Origin of the sequence: Paenibacillus paludis (assembly GCF_042610515.1) — a bacterium.
Classification (GTDB): domain Bacteria; phylum Bacillota; class Bacilli; order Paenibacillales; family Paenibacillaceae; genus Paenibacillus_AQ.
Genome location: NZ_JBGJZP010000029.1, coordinates 15,430 through 32,983, shown reverse-complemented (window position 1 = coordinate 32,983; position 17,554 = coordinate 15,430). Strand labels below are relative to the sequence as shown.

At 44.8% G+C, this 17,554-nt stretch carries 14 protein-coding genes; 2 read left to right on the top strand and 12 right to left on the bottom strand.

Annotated features, from left to right (window positions below; genetic code table 11):
* Positions 1-11: 11 nt before the first annotated feature.
* The 8 genes from ACAN56_RS32650 to ACAN56_RS32615 form a co-directional block, all read right to left on the bottom strand.
* The gene (locus tag ACAN56_RS32650) at positions 12-1,592 is read right to left on the bottom strand and encodes a type 2 periplasmic-binding domain-containing protein (RefSeq protein WP_379147975.1); all 1,581 of its coding nucleotides are present in this window, start codon (positions 1,590-1,592) and stop codon (positions 12-14) included.
* A gap of 41 nt (positions 1,593-1,633) precedes the next feature.
* The gene (locus tag ACAN56_RS32645; protein ID WP_379147973.1) at positions 1,634-2,503 is read right to left on the bottom strand and encodes a carbohydrate ABC transporter permease; all 870 of its coding nucleotides are present in this window, start codon (positions 2,501-2,503) and stop codon (positions 1,634-1,636) included.
* Between the two features lie 2 nt (positions 2,504-2,505).
* Complete coding sequence (locus ACAN56_RS32640) at positions 2,506-3,411, bottom strand: ABC transporter permease (protein ID WP_379147971.1); 906 nt, start codon at positions 3,409-3,411, stop codon at positions 2,506-2,508.
* A 211-nt stretch (positions 3,412-3,622) separates the two neighbouring features.
* Positions 3,623-5,215: a type 2 periplasmic-binding domain-containing protein gene (locus ACAN56_RS32635; protein ID WP_379147969.1), complete on the bottom strand. Its 1,593-nt coding sequence runs from the start codon at positions 5,213-5,215 to the stop codon at positions 3,623-3,625.
* Between the two features lie 149 nt (positions 5,216-5,364).
* Entirely contained in the window at positions 5,365-6,948 is a 1,584-nt protein-coding gene (locus tag ACAN56_RS32630; RefSeq protein WP_379147967.1) for a response regulator, read from the bottom strand.
* Between the two features lie 40 nt (positions 6,949-6,988).
* Positions 6,989-8,629: a sensor histidine kinase gene (locus tag ACAN56_RS32625; RefSeq protein WP_331281753.1), complete on the bottom strand. Its 1,641-nt coding sequence runs from the start codon at positions 8,627-8,629 to the stop codon at positions 6,989-6,991.
* Positions 8,630-9,107: 478 nt separating this feature from the next.
* Complete coding sequence (locus ACAN56_RS32620) at positions 9,108-9,791, bottom strand: DUF554 domain-containing protein (protein ID WP_379147965.1); 684 nt, start codon at positions 9,789-9,791, stop codon at positions 9,108-9,110.
* Positions 9,792-9,849: 58 nt separating this feature from the next.
* The gene (locus tag ACAN56_RS32615; protein ID WP_379147963.1) at positions 9,850-10,671 is read right to left on the bottom strand and encodes a MerR family transcriptional regulator; all 822 of its coding nucleotides are present in this window, start codon (positions 10,669-10,671) and stop codon (positions 9,850-9,852) included.
* Positions 10,672-11,182: 511 nt separating this feature from the next.
* On the opposite strand from ACAN56_RS32615, the gene ACAN56_RS32610 reads away from it, so the two are divergent.
* Positions 11,183-11,698: a sigma-70 family RNA polymerase sigma factor gene (locus ACAN56_RS32610; protein WP_038587553.1), complete on the top strand. Its 516-nt coding sequence runs from the start codon at positions 11,183-11,185 to the stop codon at positions 11,696-11,698.
* Positions 11,695-12,543: a hypothetical protein gene (locus ACAN56_RS32605; RefSeq protein ID WP_038587549.1), complete on the top strand. Its 849-nt coding sequence runs from the start codon at positions 11,695-11,697 to the stop codon at positions 12,541-12,543. Before ACAN56_RS32610 ends, ACAN56_RS32605 begins: the two co-directional genes overlap by 4 nt.
* Before the next feature lie 659 nt (positions 12,544-13,202).
* Here ACAN56_RS32605 and pgmB read toward each other — a convergent pair.
* From pgmB to ACAN56_RS32585, 4 genes are read right to left on the bottom strand one after another with little or no spacing between them, the layout of a single operon-like run.
* Positions 13,203-13,895: a beta-phosphoglucomutase gene (gene pgmB, locus ACAN56_RS32600; protein WP_379147960.1), complete on the bottom strand. Its 693-nt coding sequence runs from the start codon at positions 13,893-13,895 to the stop codon at positions 13,203-13,205.
* Complete coding sequence (locus ACAN56_RS32595) at positions 13,892-14,773, bottom strand: alpha/beta hydrolase (protein WP_052091890.1); 882 nt, start codon at positions 14,771-14,773, stop codon at positions 13,892-13,894. The genes pgmB and ACAN56_RS32595 overlap by 4 nt, the downstream gene beginning before the upstream one ends.
* A 14-nt stretch (positions 14,774-14,787) precedes the next feature.
* On the bottom strand, positions 14,788-16,491 hold the full coding sequence (locus tag ACAN56_RS32590) for a glycoside hydrolase family 3 protein (RefSeq protein ID WP_379147958.1): 1,704 nt from the start codon (positions 16,489-16,491) through the stop codon (positions 14,788-14,790).
* Positions 16,492-16,508: 17 nt separating this feature from the next.
* Entirely contained in the window at positions 16,509-17,486 is a 978-nt protein-coding gene (locus ACAN56_RS32585) for an ABC transporter permease (protein ID WP_379147956.1), read from the bottom strand.
* Between the last annotated feature and the right edge of the window lie 68 nt (positions 17,487-17,554).

Genomic DNA, 17,554 nt, shown 5'->3' with positions numbered 1-17,554 from the left:
TGTTCAATAGTTTACTGCTGCACTTTGACGTACCATTCTCTGGCACGCTTCGTAACCTCTTCGCCGCCCGATTTATTCCATTTCTCTACAAACTCGTCAAATTTGGTGATCGGGTACTGTCCTATGATAATCTTGGCGGCATATTCAGCGTAGAGCGTGCGGTTATTAATGTCCGGGAAGCCGTCGTATACACTGGCCGGCATACCGTCACCGGCAATGACTTTGGCATACTTCTGAGCTTCCTGCATATTCCGGGTGACCTGATCAATGGCCCACTTGCTGTCTTCTGATACCGTGCTGTTGAAGAGGTCTATCGTAAGATCCAGTGTCGATATGCTTGTAGCCGGATTCAGAATCTGATTCTCCTGTGTGCTCTTATCATCCGGAAGCTTAATGGCTTTGCCGTCTTTCATTGTATAATGCATTCCTTCTACTCCAAGAAACAGGTCTTTCCAGTTTTTCTTATCGTACACATTGTTAAGCAGCTTTAGCGTGGCCATCAGCTTTTCCTCGTCCTTGTTGTTCTTGACAACCCACAGAGGAGCTGCAAATTTCTTCATCGTATAGAAGCCTTTAAAGCCTTCGACCTCAGGTACAGGAAGTACGGAAAACTCTGCCTTCACACCTGTGTTCTTATACAGGTTCTCAAATACCAGATTTCCCTGCTCTACCCAGTGGAAGTAGTTCCCTACCTTATCCGATTGGATCTTACCTTCCCACTTGTCCTTACTATTTAGAAGCGACTCTTTGTCGATTAGCCCTTCCTTATAGAGCTTGGCTATGAATTCCAAGGCGGCTCTCATATTCGGTGTGACCGCGGAATAAGTCAGTTCACCATCGTAAATATCCCAATCCGGATAACCCTCGAACATAGCTACACCATACATTGCAAACAAATGATCCATCCAGCGTGCCTGCTCCCGGCCACCGCTGGGAATTTCATCCTGCTTACCGTTGCCGTTAGGGTCCTTATCCCGGAAGGCCTCCAGCACCTTTACATATTCATCCTGAGTCTTTGGCATTGCCAGCCCCAACTTATCCAGCCAATCCTGACGGATCAGACCGGCATATCTGCCGTATTCGACCACATTGGGAATATAATAAATTCTCCCCTGACCGGTGGGGTCATTCGCCTTTACCACTTTCCAGATATCTTCCGGGATAGCCTCCCACACGTTCGGCGCATATTTGGGCAGCAGCTCAGTCAGATCGGCAATCGCTCCGTTCTTGGCCAGACTGTCTTCAAGTCCTTGCTGCGGTACGAACAAATCCGGCATTTCGTTAGCGGCGATCTTAAGGTTCAATTGATTGAGATAATTGGTCCCGCCGTTCCATTCCACATACGGATTAAGAATCCCTACACCCAGCTTTTCCTTATAAAACTCGTACAGTTTGCTGCCTTTGGTAACCGGCTGATAACCGATGTTGGTTCCCCATACCTCTAGGTCAACAATTTCATCTCCGTTGGAAGCCTGATTCTGGTTAGCAGTTGCAGTACCTGCTGAATTGTTTGCGTTCCCGTTACAACCGGTTATAGCAGTAACGGCAAGAGCGCTTGCTGCTAAGAATAAGCCAACCTTTTTAAATTTCATGTTTCTCCCCCTCTAAAGCTTTTTGTTTCTCTGCAAAGGAATCATCCCTTGACCGAACCAATCATGGCTCCCTTGACGAAATATTTCTGCAAGAAAGGATATACCACAACAATCGGAACAATTGCAAAGATAACCGTTGCTGCTCTTAGCGTCCGCTCATTATAGTTAAGATCCATCGTGGATGCGGCTCCCGCCATAATGACGCTGTCATCAGTGATGAATTGGCGGATTTTGATTTGCAGCGGAAACCAGTTGGTATCCTGCAGGAAGAACAGCGGATGCTGGAACTGATTCCATAGCACCACACCATAAAACAAAGCAAGGGTCGCCAGTACAGCCTTGGACAGTGGAAGCACAAATTGGAACAGCATCCGGAAATATCCGCAGCCCTCCAGAAAGGCCGCTTCCTCAAGTTCCTTAGAGAATTGCTTGAAGAAGGTTCGCATGATGATCAGATTGAACGGATTCAAAATATGCGGTATGACCAGGACCAGCGGATTGTCATACAGGCCAATACCGCGCACAGTCAGGAAATACGGTACGATAGGCGCCTTGAAAATCATCGCAACTACAACAGCCATCATAATGACCGAACCCCACCGGAATTCCGGCTTCGACAGCGGATAGGCGAATAAGGCTGTCATCAGAAGCGCCAATACTGTACCAATCAGAGTTGTGCTGAGTGTCAAAAAGAATGATTTCCATAAATCAGGACGGTCAACAATGTACTTCCAAGAGTCCAAAGTGAATTGCTTCGGCCACAGGGTGACCAGGTTCATATCTACAGCACTTTTGGAGCTTAAGGAAGTAGAGATCACGGACACAAGCGGTATTAACGCTATGACTGAGAACAGGATGAGCAAGCCAGTAATGACTCCTACGAATACTTTTTCTCCTCTTGATGCAAGCATAGTTACCAGAGCCCCCCATCCGAAACCTTATTGGATAACTTGTTAAACGTGTAGACCATGATAAATCCAATTACCGATTGGAACAGCCCTACTGCTGTTGCGAAACTATACTGCCCTTGCTGAATACCCGTCCGGAACACATAAGTATCCAAGATATCCCCTACGTTGTAGGTCATCGGAGTCAGCAGGTTATATACCTGATCGAATCCGAGATCCAGGAAATTCCCGATATCGAGCAGGAACAGCACAAGCACGGTAGGCAGCAGAATCGGGAATGTAATATGTCTGATTTGTCTGAATCTGGAGGCACCGTCGATCATCGCTGATTCATAAAGCTGAGGATCGATTGCACTGATTGCAGCCATGTAAACCACGGTTCCCCATCCCGCGTCCTTCCATATGGAGGCCAGTACATAAATAGGTCTGAAGTATGCGCTTTCCTGCATCGCCAGAACAGGCTCAGCACCAAACCATCCAAGGACAATGTTGAACATCCCGCTTAATGAAAAGAAATCGAAGAGAATACCTCCCACGATTACCCACGATAAAAAATGTGGAATGTATAGGGCAGTCTGGACTCCTTTCTTCAGCGCCGATTTCCGGATTTCATTGATCATTAACGCCAGCAGAACTGGAACCGGAAAAACAATCGCAAGCTTAAATAGTCCCAGCAGTAAAGTGTTGCCAAATACATTAAGAAAGTCAGGATGCTGCAGCAAGGTTTCAAAATGCTTAAACCCTACCCAAGGACTATCAATAAATCCCTTAAATACGGAATAGTCCTTGAAGGCGATTACAGCGCCGGCCAGCGGAATGAATTTAAATACGATGAGAAATATAATTCCCGGAATCGCCATCACATAAAGCGGCCAGTATACCTTCATCTGATGAGATGCAATAGATTTCAATGTTTCCCCTCCAATATCTCGTTGTTGAATTCGTTTACAGTGTAACTATACGGCCAGGTGAAGACACGCTCAATCGGGCATTTTTAAGTTCCTACCAGGTCATTTAAAGGAATATCTAATACGTTTGGTATCAGCCTAAATCTACAAGTTCTACGTTAAAAAAATGCCGGCCGACCGTAACCTGTCGAGCGGCATTTTAGCGTTAACCCGTTTATTTCTTCACTTTTGCGTACCATTCTCTGGCCCGCTTAGTAACCTCTTCGCCGCCGGACTTATTCCATTTCTCTACAAACTCGTCGAACTTGCTAAGCGGGTATTGACCCAGGATAATCTTGCTGGCATACTCCACATACAACGTACGGTTATTGATGTCCGGGAAGCCGTCATATACACTGGCCGGCATGCCATCACCAGCAATAACTTTGGCATATTTCTGGGCTTCCTGCATATTGCGGTTAACCTGATCAATCGCCCACATTCTATCCTCTGAAGCCGTGCTCTTGTTGAGATCCATCATGAAGCCAAGGGTGGATATTTTGGAGTAGGGATCAAGAATCAGGTTTTCCTGTGTGCTCTTGTCATCCGGCAGCTTAGTTGCCTGGCCGTCTTTCATCGTATAGTGCATTCCTTCTACACCCAGATACAGATCCTTCCAGACCTTCTCGTCATACATATTGTTCAGCAGCTTCAGGGTAGCCATCAGCTTTTTCTCATCCTTGTTATTTTTAACTACCCAGGCAGGAGGCGTGAATCTTTTCCAGGTATAGAAGCCTTCATAGCCGTCAACTTTTGGAACAGGCAGTACAGTAAAATTAGCTTTCACGCCGGTATTTTTAAACAAGTTTTCCAGAGGCAAATAGCCCGACTCTACCCAATGGAAGTAATTTCCGGCTTTATCGGATTGAATCTTGCCGTCCCATTTGTCTTTGCTGTTCAACAGCGATTCCTTGTCGATCAGGCCTTCCTGATACAGCTTGGACAAGAACTCCAGCGAAGCTTTCATATTCGGAGTCACCGCAGAGTACGTCAGCTCACCGTCATAAATGTCCCAGTCCGGATAGCCTTCGAACATCGCTACACCATACATCGCGAACAAATGGTCCATCCAGCGTGCCTGCTCCCGGCCGCCTGTAGGAAGCTCATCCTGCTGTCCGTTGCCGTTTGGATCATCATCCCGGAAGGCTTCCAGCACTTTTACATACTCCTCCTGGGTCGCAGGCATTTGCAGACCCAGCTTGTCGAGCCAATCCTGGCGCATCATCCCGGCATATCTTCCGTAGTCAACCATACCCGGAATATAATAGATTTTGCCCTGGCCTGTAGGATCATTTGCCTTGACGATATCCCACATATCCTGCGGGATGGCATTCCATAGGTTCGGTGCATACTTAGGCAGTAGTTCTGTCAGATCGGCAAGCGCACCGTTTTTCGCCAAGCTGTCTTCAAGACCCTGCTGCGGCAGGAAAAGGTCCGGCATTTCATTCGCGGCAATCTTCAGATTCAGCTGGTTAAGATAATTCGTCCCCCCGTTCCATTCCACATATGGATGCAGGACGCCCACACCAAGCTTTTCCTTGTAGAATTCGTACAGCTTACTTCCCTTGATGATTGGCTTATACCCGATGTTCGTACCCCAGACTTCAATGTCGACAATTTCATCTCCGCTAGCAGTCTGATTCTGGTCTTGATTCTGGTTAGCGGCTGTGGAATCTCCAGTATTGTTATTATTCCCGCTGCAACCGGTTATGGTGGTAATAGCCAGGGCACTTGCCGCCAACATCAACCCAATCTTTTTGAATTTCATCTTTTTCCCCCTCAGCATATTCTTATTGAATCCGCTTACAATTCAAATAATACAATCAGCCACTCCCATGCTCAAATGGGCATTTTTAAGTTTAAACATGTCATTTTTAATAAAATAAAAGCCATTCCTAAGGGAATGACTAAGTACATTCAGATGTTCGGCAGATTCTTGCGGAAATCTCTAGGTTTACAACCCGTGAACTTTTCAAACATCCGAGCAAAATGCTGCGCATCTGAGTATCCGACCATCTGGCAAATTTCGTACACTTTCAAATCTGTATTCTCCAGCAGTTCTTTTGCTTTATCGATTCTTATCTGTGTCAAAAAATTCAAATAGTTATCTCCCGTCTTACGTTTGAACAACTGGCTTAAATAATAGGGACTGATGAAGAAACGCGCAGCCAAATCGGCAAGACTGATTTGTTCATTGTAATGCTTGGAAACATATAACTTAATCTCTGAAATAATATCTTTTTTTTGCGCCAAATTATGCTCTACTTTGAAACGGATGATCCCCCTAATGACATGAATCATCCACTCCTCCAGATACTCAAGCGTCCTAAACCGTGAAATGCCCTCCAGAGATAAAATCGGACCGCCAACCAGATCATTCTGCTGCAGTTGCTGAAAAGACAGCTTCCGGATACTTGACAGAAGAATGGTTAAACACCATTGCTGGAGATCTGCAGGGTTCATCCCCGGCTCAGCTGTCATTCCCCGGAAAATCTCACGGATTATAGCCACACATTCCTCCTCATGCATGTTATCGAGAGCTTCTTCCAGTCTGGTTATAGCTTCCTCGGGAACGGCGTGGCTGCGGTCTGTTATTTTCATAATCTCCGTAAAGGAGATCACGGATTTTCCTCCCTTAATTACTTTGTAACTTAGTGCATTTCGTGCTTCTTCGAAAGACTGACATATTCCTGTTGTTCGCTTATACACTGTACCAATTCCCACGCTGATTGACAGATTCAGCTCCCGGTAGACCGCCTGTTTCATCTCTTGAATCACATGAAGCAATCTTCCATGCAAAATATTGCTGTTATGTGCAATCACAATGGCAATTTGCGGGCCGAAATACCGGAAGCGGTATACTTGGCAGTAATTTTTCAAAGCCTGGTCTATCAGTTGGAACAGTGGCTGAAAACCAAGCTCCTTCAGCGCATCAGTGCTGCCATCAATTTCAATCAGGATCGAATTGAACCAGATGCCAGCTGTAGGAATTTGAGCACTGCGAAGCAGCTCATCCACCAGACTGGTCTGATCATTCCCGATATCAAGGATGTCCCGTAAGGTTTCTTCCTGAATCCGGCTATTCATTGCATGCTTTAATTCGTCTAATCCCTGTAACCTGATCCTGTCTGCACGAATCCGTTCAATAACCTGGTTCACACTGTCACGCAGTTCTGCTTCCTCTACCGGCTTGTTGATGTAGAACTGCACTCCCAGCTTCATCCCTCTTCTCGCATACTCAAAATCTGCATATCCGCTTAACAGAATGAATTTAGTCTGAACTTTTGTTTCTTCCAGCATTTTAATCATATCGAGTCCATCTGCTTTGGGCATACGGATATCCGTTATTGCAATATCGGGACGGAGCTTTTGAATCATTTCAAATCCGTCAAGCCCATTATAAGCTTCTCCGACAACCTTGCATTCTGGAAGATAGCGGCTAATGATCTTTTTGAGCCCTTCCACAATACCCTTTTCATCATCTATTATTACTACTTTCATCCTAAACCCCTCCTGCTTTCTTGAGCATGCTGCCGATATATCAAACTTTTGGGATCAATATTTCAATTTTCGTTCCTTCCACAGCTCCGGGTATAATGGTTAAATAATACCGGTCGCCGTAATGAAGCTTAATGCGTTCCGCAATATTTTGCAGTCCCAATCCTTTTCCAGCCTGCTCACCAATGCTTTCAAATTTGTATTTATGTGAATCCGCTCCGTCTAGAAGAGCACGCAGCTCAGATTGTTTGTCCGGGCTCATACCAACTCCGTTATCCATAATCCGAAATAACATTTCTCCCTGTTCCGTCCAACTACCCTCAATCCTGATGTCCATAATACGGCCGTAGTCCTCAAATCCATGATTTATGCTGTTTTCAACGATTGGCTGAAAGACTAGAGGGATTATGCTGCACTCCAGCATTTCATCAGGTATCTCAATCTCAAGCTTAAACATATGATCAAAACGGATATTCTGGAGCTGCAGATAATTAGCTGTGTATTCCAGTTCATGCTTAACTGAATGCTGTTTACCTTCTTTGGCTAAGGCTAGCCGGAACATGCGCGCCAGAATTTTAATCATGTCTGCAGTCTCGTCATCATCCTTCACCAGTGCCTTCATACGAATGGACTCTAACGTATTGTAGAGCATATGAGGGTTGATTTGATTTTGGAGAGCGATGAATTTTGCCTGCCGCTGTTTGATTTCTCCGATATACACATCCTCTATTAAAGTGCGGATTGTTGTGATCATTTTGTTGTAACTGTGCACCAGGCTTCCGATTTCATCATTAGCCTGCTCTTTCTCTATAGCCAGATACTGGCCTACTTCAGCCTGCTTCATACTTCTCCGGAGCGCCTTTATAGGCTTTGTAATCGTATAGCTTAAACCAAATGAGAACAGCGTTATAACCAGACAGCTCATCAGAATGACAACGACAGTCATAACTTTAATTTGATTAATTTTTTGCAGAAGCCTTGAGCGGGGGATGTCAGTCCTAATTAACAACTCCCCTTGAGATGTCTTTCCCAATAACACAATATGATTTTTGATTTCGTTATTCTTGATATAGCTAGCGCCTGAGTCCAGAACTTGCTTCCAGGATAACTTTCCGCTGGCAGCATCAGAATGGTAAACTATTTGTTGCTTAAGATTAGTAATAACTACACTTATTCCATACTTGTCCCGGGCCAAAATAAACTCATGATCAAGCTGCAGCAATGTAAAGGGATCTAAATCAATAAGCAGCATTCCTGCATATGCACCATCTGAACTGAATAGCACTCTTCCCGCTGTTACAACCGCTCCCTCCCCTTTATCCTCATAGTAGGAACGGTCATGCAGTCCGGTAATGAAGAAGGTTTCATTGGAATCGCGAAGCCCTCTGTACCACTCCTGGGACAACAGCATGTTCTCATTCACTTTGTTTGTTGAACTGCTGTACTGATACACGCTGTTATCCCTGCTAACCAGCATCACCGTACTCATTTCCGATTTGAGCAATGAGACCCGCATCAGCAGCCGCTGCACAGCAAGTCTTTGATTAACTAATTCGTCAAAAGGCAAATTTTGTGTTTCGCCGAGACCGTATATGATGTCGTTATCTACGAGTACTGATTTCGTAACCTCCTCATATTCTTTAAGAAATTCGTTCAAGGTAGTCTTGATTTGGGAAGTATACAAGGAGGCAAATTCCTGAGAAGAGTCCTCTAACCCTTTCGCGGATTGCTGAAATATGAATGCGCTTACAGATAATAGAGGAATAACACATACCAATACATAACCGAGCATTAACTTATTTTGTAATTTCATATTTTTTAATCTTGTAAATATTCTTCTTCTCCAGCGCTTTCGGGTTTGTTCCATACAGGGCCCTTCCTTCATTAATGTTCCATTAATAATACACATTGTAAGGCATCATAGCTACAGGATAAGATTGCTGCTGATATCCAATTAGTTATACAAGAAAATATACTATAAGGAATTAATAATAAAAGAGGGGTTTTTAATTTTTTTCAGGGACATTTACATGATTTTTCTGTTTCTAGATATGAGAACATGCCGAAAAACCGAGCCCAATAAGGGATCGGCTTTTTGGCAATCAAGCGCTCACGACAGTGCAAAGATCCTAAATAAATTCAGAGGTTTATCTTGCCGGCTTCTACATCCCCATTGCTTGTGTGACCGTAATAAATATAACTGGGATCAGTAACGCCGGAATCAGATTCATTGTCTTAAACTTTCCGATGCCAAGAATGTTTAAGCCCGAGCAGAATATCAGCACTCCGCCAACAATCGATATTTCAGTCAGCAGTTCAGGTGTAATGAAACCGGACAACACATTTGCCAATAAGTACAGAGAACCTTGCAAGCAAAAAAGCACCACTGCAGACAAGATGATTCCGATACCAAACGTAGATGCTAATACAATTGAAGTGACTCCATCGAGAATTGCGTTGGTGAATAAATAGGTGTGGTTCCCGTGCAGTGCACTCTCTATGGGTCCCAGGATAGACATTGTTCCAAAACAAAACAGCAATATTGCTGTTGATAATCCTTCCGACAGATTCCCCTTTGAAATTTTGCTAATCAGATGTTTGAATTGCTGTTCCAAATTAAGCATCTGACCGATGACACCACCCAGAGCCAGGCTCACAATAAATAAAACGGGATACTGGCTGTCCGACATATACGTGACTGCCGAGTGGATACCAAGAGCAGCAGCTGCCAGACCCATTGCCTGCATAAGAATATCCTGGTAGGACTCATTCAAACTTTTCTTAAACAAACTTCCGGTCACGCTGCCTGCAATAATAGTTGCTACATTAACAATTGTTCCAATCATTGTCGCTCTCTCCTACGATTCTATTGCAAATAGCATAAACCCTCCATCTACTGGAGGGTCAATGTTTTTTTATCGGCAACTGAATCTCGGTAACGAATCTGGAGGCATCCTGCGTAAGTCCGTAATCAATGTATGTAATTTCGAGTGCGTCATCTGCCAAAGCGTATCCCTTCTCATTAACGTAAGCCAGTAATTTTTGGTAATAGGGGGTTGAATCCGTATGCGTGCCTATAAACCGCATCGTTAGATATTTTTGCTCAGGGAGAAATTTCACTTCATTCCCCGCAGACTTATCCGGTTCTATGAACAAAAAGAGGGAATTATACTCATCGAATTTACTTTGCTGCAGACTATTAACTGATATCGTTAGTCCGACTTGTCCGAGAAAAATGCTCGATTTCATCTTGCTCTGATTTTCTAAAAGACGAATTGGCATCTCCAGACTATCATTCTTATGAATCTTCTGTTTCAACATAATGATAAGTCGGGCTGGAAGCTGCACTTCCCGGACCTTAAAGTACTCCTCCCCTTTGGCCGCATCTTCAATCTGCTGGATCCGGTTAGTAATTCTCTGTTGAATCTGTTTGAACTCAAGAATCTTTTCTTCCGTTCTGCGCTGCTGCTCCTTTAATAAAATTAATATATGCTCAATATCCCTGTCGTCCAGAAACTGCCTAATTTCCTTCAACGGAATATTTAGCGCTTTCAGGTAGAGAATCGTGTTCAAGCGTTCGAACTGGCCAAGCGAATAATACCGGTATCCCGTCACTTCATCCACAAACGCTGGTACAAGCAGATCAATTTCATCATAATAACGCAGCGTCCGGATATCGATTTGAAAGAGCTTTGATATTTCCCCGATCAAAAACATGGTGTTCATTGTTCAACCTATCCCTTTCCACATGGATCCTTTTAATATAGCTGTTCGATCTCTAAAGTGACAAGCTTTTATTTAGTATTCTTGGTTTCCATCTTTTCATCCTACAAGCCCAATTAAAATATTCTTCAGAGCACCATTGAATTATCCTCCCTCTTCAAATCTTTCGTTCTTTTCTTAAATATGCAAACAGCGCGTGCCGATACTTAAACCGGTGCGCTGTTTGAGTTTTTCCTGAAATTGTTTTGAAAACCCTTATAACATGACCCGTTCGCCTGCTCGCTTACTCGCCACAAAGATATTGCAGTCGTCGGCATAGCGTACAAACCATAGGCCTAGTCCGGTCAATTCCTTATCCAGATCTTCCAATAGTTTTTAACATCGTAAAACTATTTCCTCCCTTCATCAGTCTAACCATTAGCTATGAAAGATCAACGTGCTTGATCAAGTACCAGGCCTGGTATACGTGCAGTGACTCTAATACTTATGTTTAGAAGGGGGTTTACGAAGAGTAATGAGATTTAACAACATAAAATTAAAAGAAGAGCAGTACAGCGAAAAGCTCGGAGTAATTCGGGATAAGCTATACCGCCTCGCTTACTGTTATGTAAAAAATGAGCAAGAAGCGCTGGACATCGTATCTGAGGCTACTTACAAAGGGTACCTCGCTTATGGCAAAATGCAGTCCGTGACCTATTTTGATACCTGGATGTCACGTATTGTGATTAATACAGCTATTGATCATGTACGCCGCAACAAGCGGACGGTCTATATCGAGGATCATGGAAAAGAGCTTGCGGCTACTGAACGGGGAGCGACGCTGGAAGAAAGAATGGATTTGTATGATGCACTGGACCGGCTCGTACCAGAAGAGAGAACTTATATTATTTTGAAATTCTTTGTGAATCTTCCCTTTAGGGAAATGGCGCAAGTGCTTTCTCTATCGGAAAATACAGTCAAATCTAAATTTTACCGTATTATAAAAAAATTAAAACATTATTTGATTGAGGGAGAGGTTGATAACGTATGATGGGAAAAGATCGTTACGAGAATATCAAAATTCCTGAACAGCTTGCCAGCGTCATTTATAATGCTCAAAAAAGCGCATCCGCTCGTAAGAGATCCCTTAGAACAATGCGCTTCGCTTCATTAATTGCGGCCTGTATTATGCTCCTATTCACCGTTAACATCCCAAGTGTATCACACGCGATGTCTAAAATACCTGTAGTTGGGAAGATTGTTCAGGTTCTGCAATTTGGCGGAGGTGGCGAGCGGACAGACGGCGCCAGAGTGGGAACGGAAGCGGCAGAGAATACACTTAAAATTCATTTTAGTTCTGGGAACGAGCCTGTTGCCAATGTACCTTCCTATACAGTTGAACAGAAAGGTGCACCTAACCGTCTAATCTTTACGTTCAATGGTACCCGTCAATTTGATTATGAAACGATTGAGAAAGATTTGCATACTCTTCCCCTAGTGAAGGATGTTTATCGCAATATCATTTTGGATGACTCGGCAATGCGTTTCGTCGTTGAACTGAAAGATGGTGTAAAGCATTCCATATCTGAATTTAAAGATCCTGGATATCTTGAACTGAAGCTGACTCCAAACGGCGAATCGGCGCCGCCTCATGAGGTTTTCTCTATTCGTACGGGAGAAATGTTGTTAGGAGAGGAAATGGGTATTCTCGAAGAGCTATATCCAGATGAGGATATCTCCTTTATAAAAACAGCCACCGGTAATTTCATCGCGGTCATTGGCGAATATGATACTGTTGAAGAAGCCAAGAATAAGCTCAAAGAAATTACAGAGCATGAGTTCTATAACGGTGAATTTTATGTAGACAGCTGGATGAGTAACGAAAGCCCGAAATGATAAGCTAATCAAGTGGAAATACTTTGATGAACAACCTGACTAGAACGAGGCTTATGATGATGGTGGAAAGCTTCTCCCATGGTGTAGTCATACCATCCAGAATTTCCAATTATCACCCAATCGTCATTTAGCATAAAAAGGGCGCTCAGATAGGCAGCCATCAAATGTCTGTTAGGCCTTGTATATCTCCCAGGTATTGGTTATTTTATTTGTTTCACTCCAATAATCATGATTTCCGGGTACAAACAACACTGGAATACCGGTATTGTCCCGCAGCACATGCAGCACATCCAGGCTGAGATTCATATCATTTGAAATGCAAAAAGAAGAGCAGATTTAGCCTTTGAAGAGAACTGCGAGAGAACTCGAAGAGAAAAATGAGAGAACTAGTCCGCTCCCTACCATTGACAATATGTTCGAAGCAAACTCCGGGGAGGTTTTTACAATGACATAAACAAATTACTGCGTCCCCAATACGCCATTCCTCAAAGTAGTTATCTTTCCAGTCATGCATAGATGATGTTAATTGTTGCTATATGCATCTTCGCCTTCAAATATCAGTAAGAACAGCATAGCTTGTAATGACAAACAGCGCGCACCGTAATATGCCAGTGCACGCTAATGATCAGTTATTCTCCTCTGTATAGCTCAGCTTTGTTTCAATCTGGGCAAGTTCCGTTGCTCCATTGACTGTATGCTTCCAAAATCGTGCTCATCCTGAGATTATCCGTAGCGCGGACGAGATAGTCAGCTTGATGTAAAGATTCCGCTGATCCGATGCCTACCGCGAACATGCCTGCCCGTTTAATAGCCTCAATGCCTGCAGCCGAATCCTCTATCCCAATGCAAGCCTTATACGGAACTTTCAGATAATCCGCTGCATCGGTGAAGGTTTCTGGATCCGGCTTGCCATGCCTGATGTTGCTCGCGTCAACAATATAGTCAAAAGCACCGGTCAACTCCAGGCGCTCCAGTACGAACGGAGCGTTTTTGCTCGCCGAGCCAACGGCCAGCTTAATGTTCGCTGCCCGCAGCTCCTTAATCAATGTGTCGATGCCGGGCAAAATATCGTTTGGCGAGATAGACTGAATTAACCATGTATAATGTGTATTTTTCTTGGCCGCCAGCCGCTCCAGTTCATCGATCGGCCGTACCGGTTGCTTAGGTGAAGAAGCAATGATCCGCTCTAGCGACTGCAGTCTACTGACTCCTTTCAGTTGCTCATTCAATGCCCTGTCAACTTCAATTCCAAGCTCTTCGCCGAGCTGTTTCCAGGCCAGGAAGTGAAATTCCGCCGTATCTGTAATCACCCCGTCCAGATCAAAAATTACCGCTTTGGGAAGATTACTCACTGCGCCCCCACTCCTTGCTTCAGCCATTTCATACTCAGTTGAAACCACTCGGAGAGATGCAAGTGCTGTAACTGCTCCGCCGCTTTGACCGTTTCATCGGCGAGCGACATGCCATGCGGCCCTTTTTCGAACATATGCAGTTCACAGGGTACCTCATTGCGGAATAATGCCTCAGCCAGGCCAAATAAATCCGTCGGTAGAATCACCGTATCTTGATAAGTGCCCCAGATGAATGTGCGGGGAAGCTCTGAATGGATATAATGCAGCAGATTTAAAGAATCTTTCTCTTCATCCGACAAATTTTCTTTGCCCATAAGGATTTCACGGATGCTTGGCCCTCTCATATCGGGCATCAAGCCTTTCTCCATCAGTTCAATGACGAAATCGGGAGTTTTCTCGGAACGAGGTTCCAGTGTAACCGCCGGATAGCCAAGCAGTATTTGATTGGGCTTGATTTGGGAGGCGCTTAATCCCGTACCTTCATTAAGTAGGGGCTGATTATGATAAATCCCCAGACTAAGCGCAAGATTTCCGCCGGCAGAGAAGCCAACCACTGAAATATTGTCTTTGTCCACAAGCCATTCATCCGCATGTTCCCGAATGAGAGCCATCGCATGGGCCAACTCTAGCAGCGCAGTAGGAAACGGATTATCAATTTTTACAGAATAGGACAAGACAAAAGCGTGGTAACCCATTCTGCTGTATGCGAGCGCTACAGGTTCTCCTTCATTTTGGGAAATGACGTTATAACCGCCGCCAGGGCAGATCACAACAGCTGGACGCACCAGGTTTTTTCGGTCGAATTCTCCATCATCCAGAATATAGGTGGTGAGTGTAGCTGCTGAGTTATCCAGCAGCGGAAGCTTTTGATGAATCACAGTAAATCCCCTCTCTATAATTTTGTATCCCATTTATCGCAAAACGGATCAACAGGGCTCTTGCCTGCAAACTCCGATACGCCCATCAGCTTCTCAATCAGCAGCGGCAATGTATACTCATTGACTCCATAAGTGTTAATGTAGGTCTTGACACGCGGAACATCAAGTAGATGATATGGGTTCTCTGTAGAAATAAACACTGTCGGAATGGAATTAATATAATTTGGAACATTGATGCCCATCGGATTAAGCCACTCAATCCGGACAGCTGTCTGATTGGACTTGGTTGCCAGATTACACAGATAGACTATAATATCATAGCTTTTTATCATTTCTGTAAAAGAGCCCTGCAATCCTTCGTAGACGCCCGTTGGCTCAAAAAGGGTTACGGAGAATCCCTCGTTCTCGAGCAGTGGAATAAATGAAGCCGCCAGGCCACTGGTCTTGTTGTAACCTAGCGCGTTAGCCTCACTCTCGATGCCGTAAAGCAACACACGAGGGAAACGCTCCGGTATAATTGGGAATACTCCCTCTTCCTCTTTGACTAATGTGATTGATTGATCAGCGATGGCTCTGGCAGTTTCCCGGTGGCTATCATGCCTAAGCACCTGTTCAGCCTTGGCAAGTACCGGTACATTCTCCCGCTCATGCAACTTGAGTGATGCCTTGAGCCCCAGAATGCGGAGAACAGCCTCATCTAATCTGTTAGTGGAGAGCATGCCTGCCGCCAGACCTTCCCGCATAAACTTCACATCTTCTTCCAGGTTTTTCGTGAACAGGAACATATCGCAGCCGTTTTCAATCGCCCGGGGCACCAGCTCATTTCTCGGCATCGGAATGTTCATCCCCGCCATCGTTGTCGCATCGGTGATAATCAGTCCATTGAAGCCAAGCCGTTCCCGCAGCAGCCCACCAAGCAGCTCGCTTGCCAGTGATGCGGGCAGAATGTCCTCATCGCGAAGAGACGGATTCAAAAGTTTGGAGTATTCAGGAAGGACAATATGCCCGACCATGACCGTCTTGGCTCCTTCATCGATCAAATGCCGGTACACACTTCCGAAGGTATGGTCCCATTCTTCTGTTGTTAAGGAATTAACAGAAGTCACAAGATGTTGATCTCTCTCATCCACACCGTCGCCAGGAAAATGCTTGATCGAAGCAGCCATGCCCTGCTCCTGGCAGCCCTTCACATAAGCAGCCCCCATTGTTTTAACCCGCTCCGTGCTGCTCCCGAAGGTTCTTGTATTGGTGATGGGGTTGCGGAAGTTGAAGTCAATGTCGACAACGGGAGCAAACGCATAGTTGGCGCCTACGCTACCGCCTTCAATGGCGCATATTCTTCCTAATTCGTAAGCCAACTCATCGTTTCCGGTTGCGGCAACTGCCATATTCGAACCAACTTTGGTGCCGTCACTAGTTATGCCCTGTCCGCCCGCCTCCAGATTGGCGGCTATAAGCAGAGGAATCTGCGCCGACTTCTGCAGGGTTGATACAGTGGCAACCACTTCTTCCTTGGCCATAGAACGGCACATCAAACCTCCGATGCCAATCTCTTCTGCAATATGCTTCAAGAACGGTTCATCCTGTTTGTAGCCAACCATGAAAAACAACTGCCCGATCTTTTCCTGCATCGTCATTTTCTCGAATGTCACTTGTACCCATTTCATGTCTTCTTCATTCAGATTAAATGGCTTCTCTCTCAAACGGTTAATATCCACTTCTCCCACTCCTATCTTTATTGCGATTGTCGCCTAATGTTTTTGTTTTTGGCACCGATTCTGATTTTCTTGGAAAATTCGCGTATCTTCTCCTGATTAGAGGTATATCCCATGAAAGCCACAATGAACACACCAAGATTAACGGTCTGTATAGAGCTGTCAATCCCCATGACGACCATCCCATAGGATAGGGCATTCATTCCCAGCGCACCGGCAAAAATCCCAAGGGGGATATTCGAGAAACGCGCCAAATAAAGTCCAACCAATACCGGCCCCATTGATGAGAACATCAGCGAGGTGGAGCTCAGATTGTTAGCCGGTGACACCAATACCGTGGAGGCATTGATAACAGCGGCAACGCCGAGCAATGCACCCACTATCAAATAAGTAATAATAATATTCTTTTTCTCTTTAACACCCATATTGACCGCCAGACGGGGACTAGCCGCAAGTGAACGCATATCATAACCAAATTTCGTCCTGCCCAGCAGAATATAGAACAGCGTCATAGTAATCAGCAGCACAACATATATCCATGGAGACCGGGCAAAAATAGTTAGTTGGGGATGCATGTACAGTTGTGTCCCAGTCCCGCCATAGACGATGCCCGACAACGCTTCGTACACCATCACTACACCAAGTGAAACAATGATGGTCGGAACTCTGATTGCCAGGTAAAGAACACCCTCCAGCAGACTAAGAACCACCGCAATTCCCATTGTCAGCAGTAAAAGTGTCATTGGACCCCCGTCCAAATCGATCGCCAGATTACTGCCAATTATGCCTGAGAGAATAATAATAATCCCTGGTGCGAAGTCCCATCGCGCTCCCGACAAGGGCAACGCGATGGCATAGGCTATAATCGTGGATAGCACGCTATTTCTAATGATTCGGTCAAATGCCCCTGATGTTGCATAACCTGACCGATCCATCATGAAGGTAATTAGCAGAAAGATTACATATACTAATACTGGGAACAAAAATGTTTTGAGCAAACCCCAAACTCTCTTAATCCAAAGATTCTTCATGCACTCACTCCGTTACATTGGGACACGTAAGGCCA

Coding starts and splice junctions, on each gene's coding strand:
- ACAN56_RS32615 (WP_379147963.1), bottom strand. CDS start 10,671: ATGAACACCATGTTTTTGATCGGGGAAATATCAAAGCTCTTTCAAATC.
- ACAN56_RS32605 (WP_038587549.1), top strand. CDS start 11,695: ATGATGGGAAAAGATCGTTACGAGAATATCAAAATTCCTGAACAGCTT.
- ACAN56_RS32645 (WP_379147973.1), bottom strand. CDS start 2,503: ATGCTTGCATCAAGAGGAGAAAAAGTATTCGTAGGAGTCATTACTGGC.
- ACAN56_RS32635 (WP_379147969.1), bottom strand. CDS start 5,215: ATGAAATTCAAAAAGATTGGGTTGATGTTGGCGGCAAGTGCCCTGGCT.
- ACAN56_RS32650 (WP_379147975.1), bottom strand. CDS start 1,592: ATGAAATTTAAAAAGGTTGGCTTATTCTTAGCAGCAAGCGCTCTTGCC.
- ACAN56_RS32610 (WP_038587553.1), top strand. CDS start 11,183: ATGAGATTTAACAACATAAAATTAAAAGAAGAGCAGTACAGCGAAAAG.
- ACAN56_RS32620 (WP_379147965.1), bottom strand. CDS start 9,791: ATGATTGGAACAATTGTTAATGTAGCAACTATTATTGCAGGCAGCGTG.
- ACAN56_RS32630 (WP_379147967.1), bottom strand. CDS start 6,948: ATGAAAGTAGTAATAATAGATGATGAAAAGGGTATTGTGGAAGGGCTC.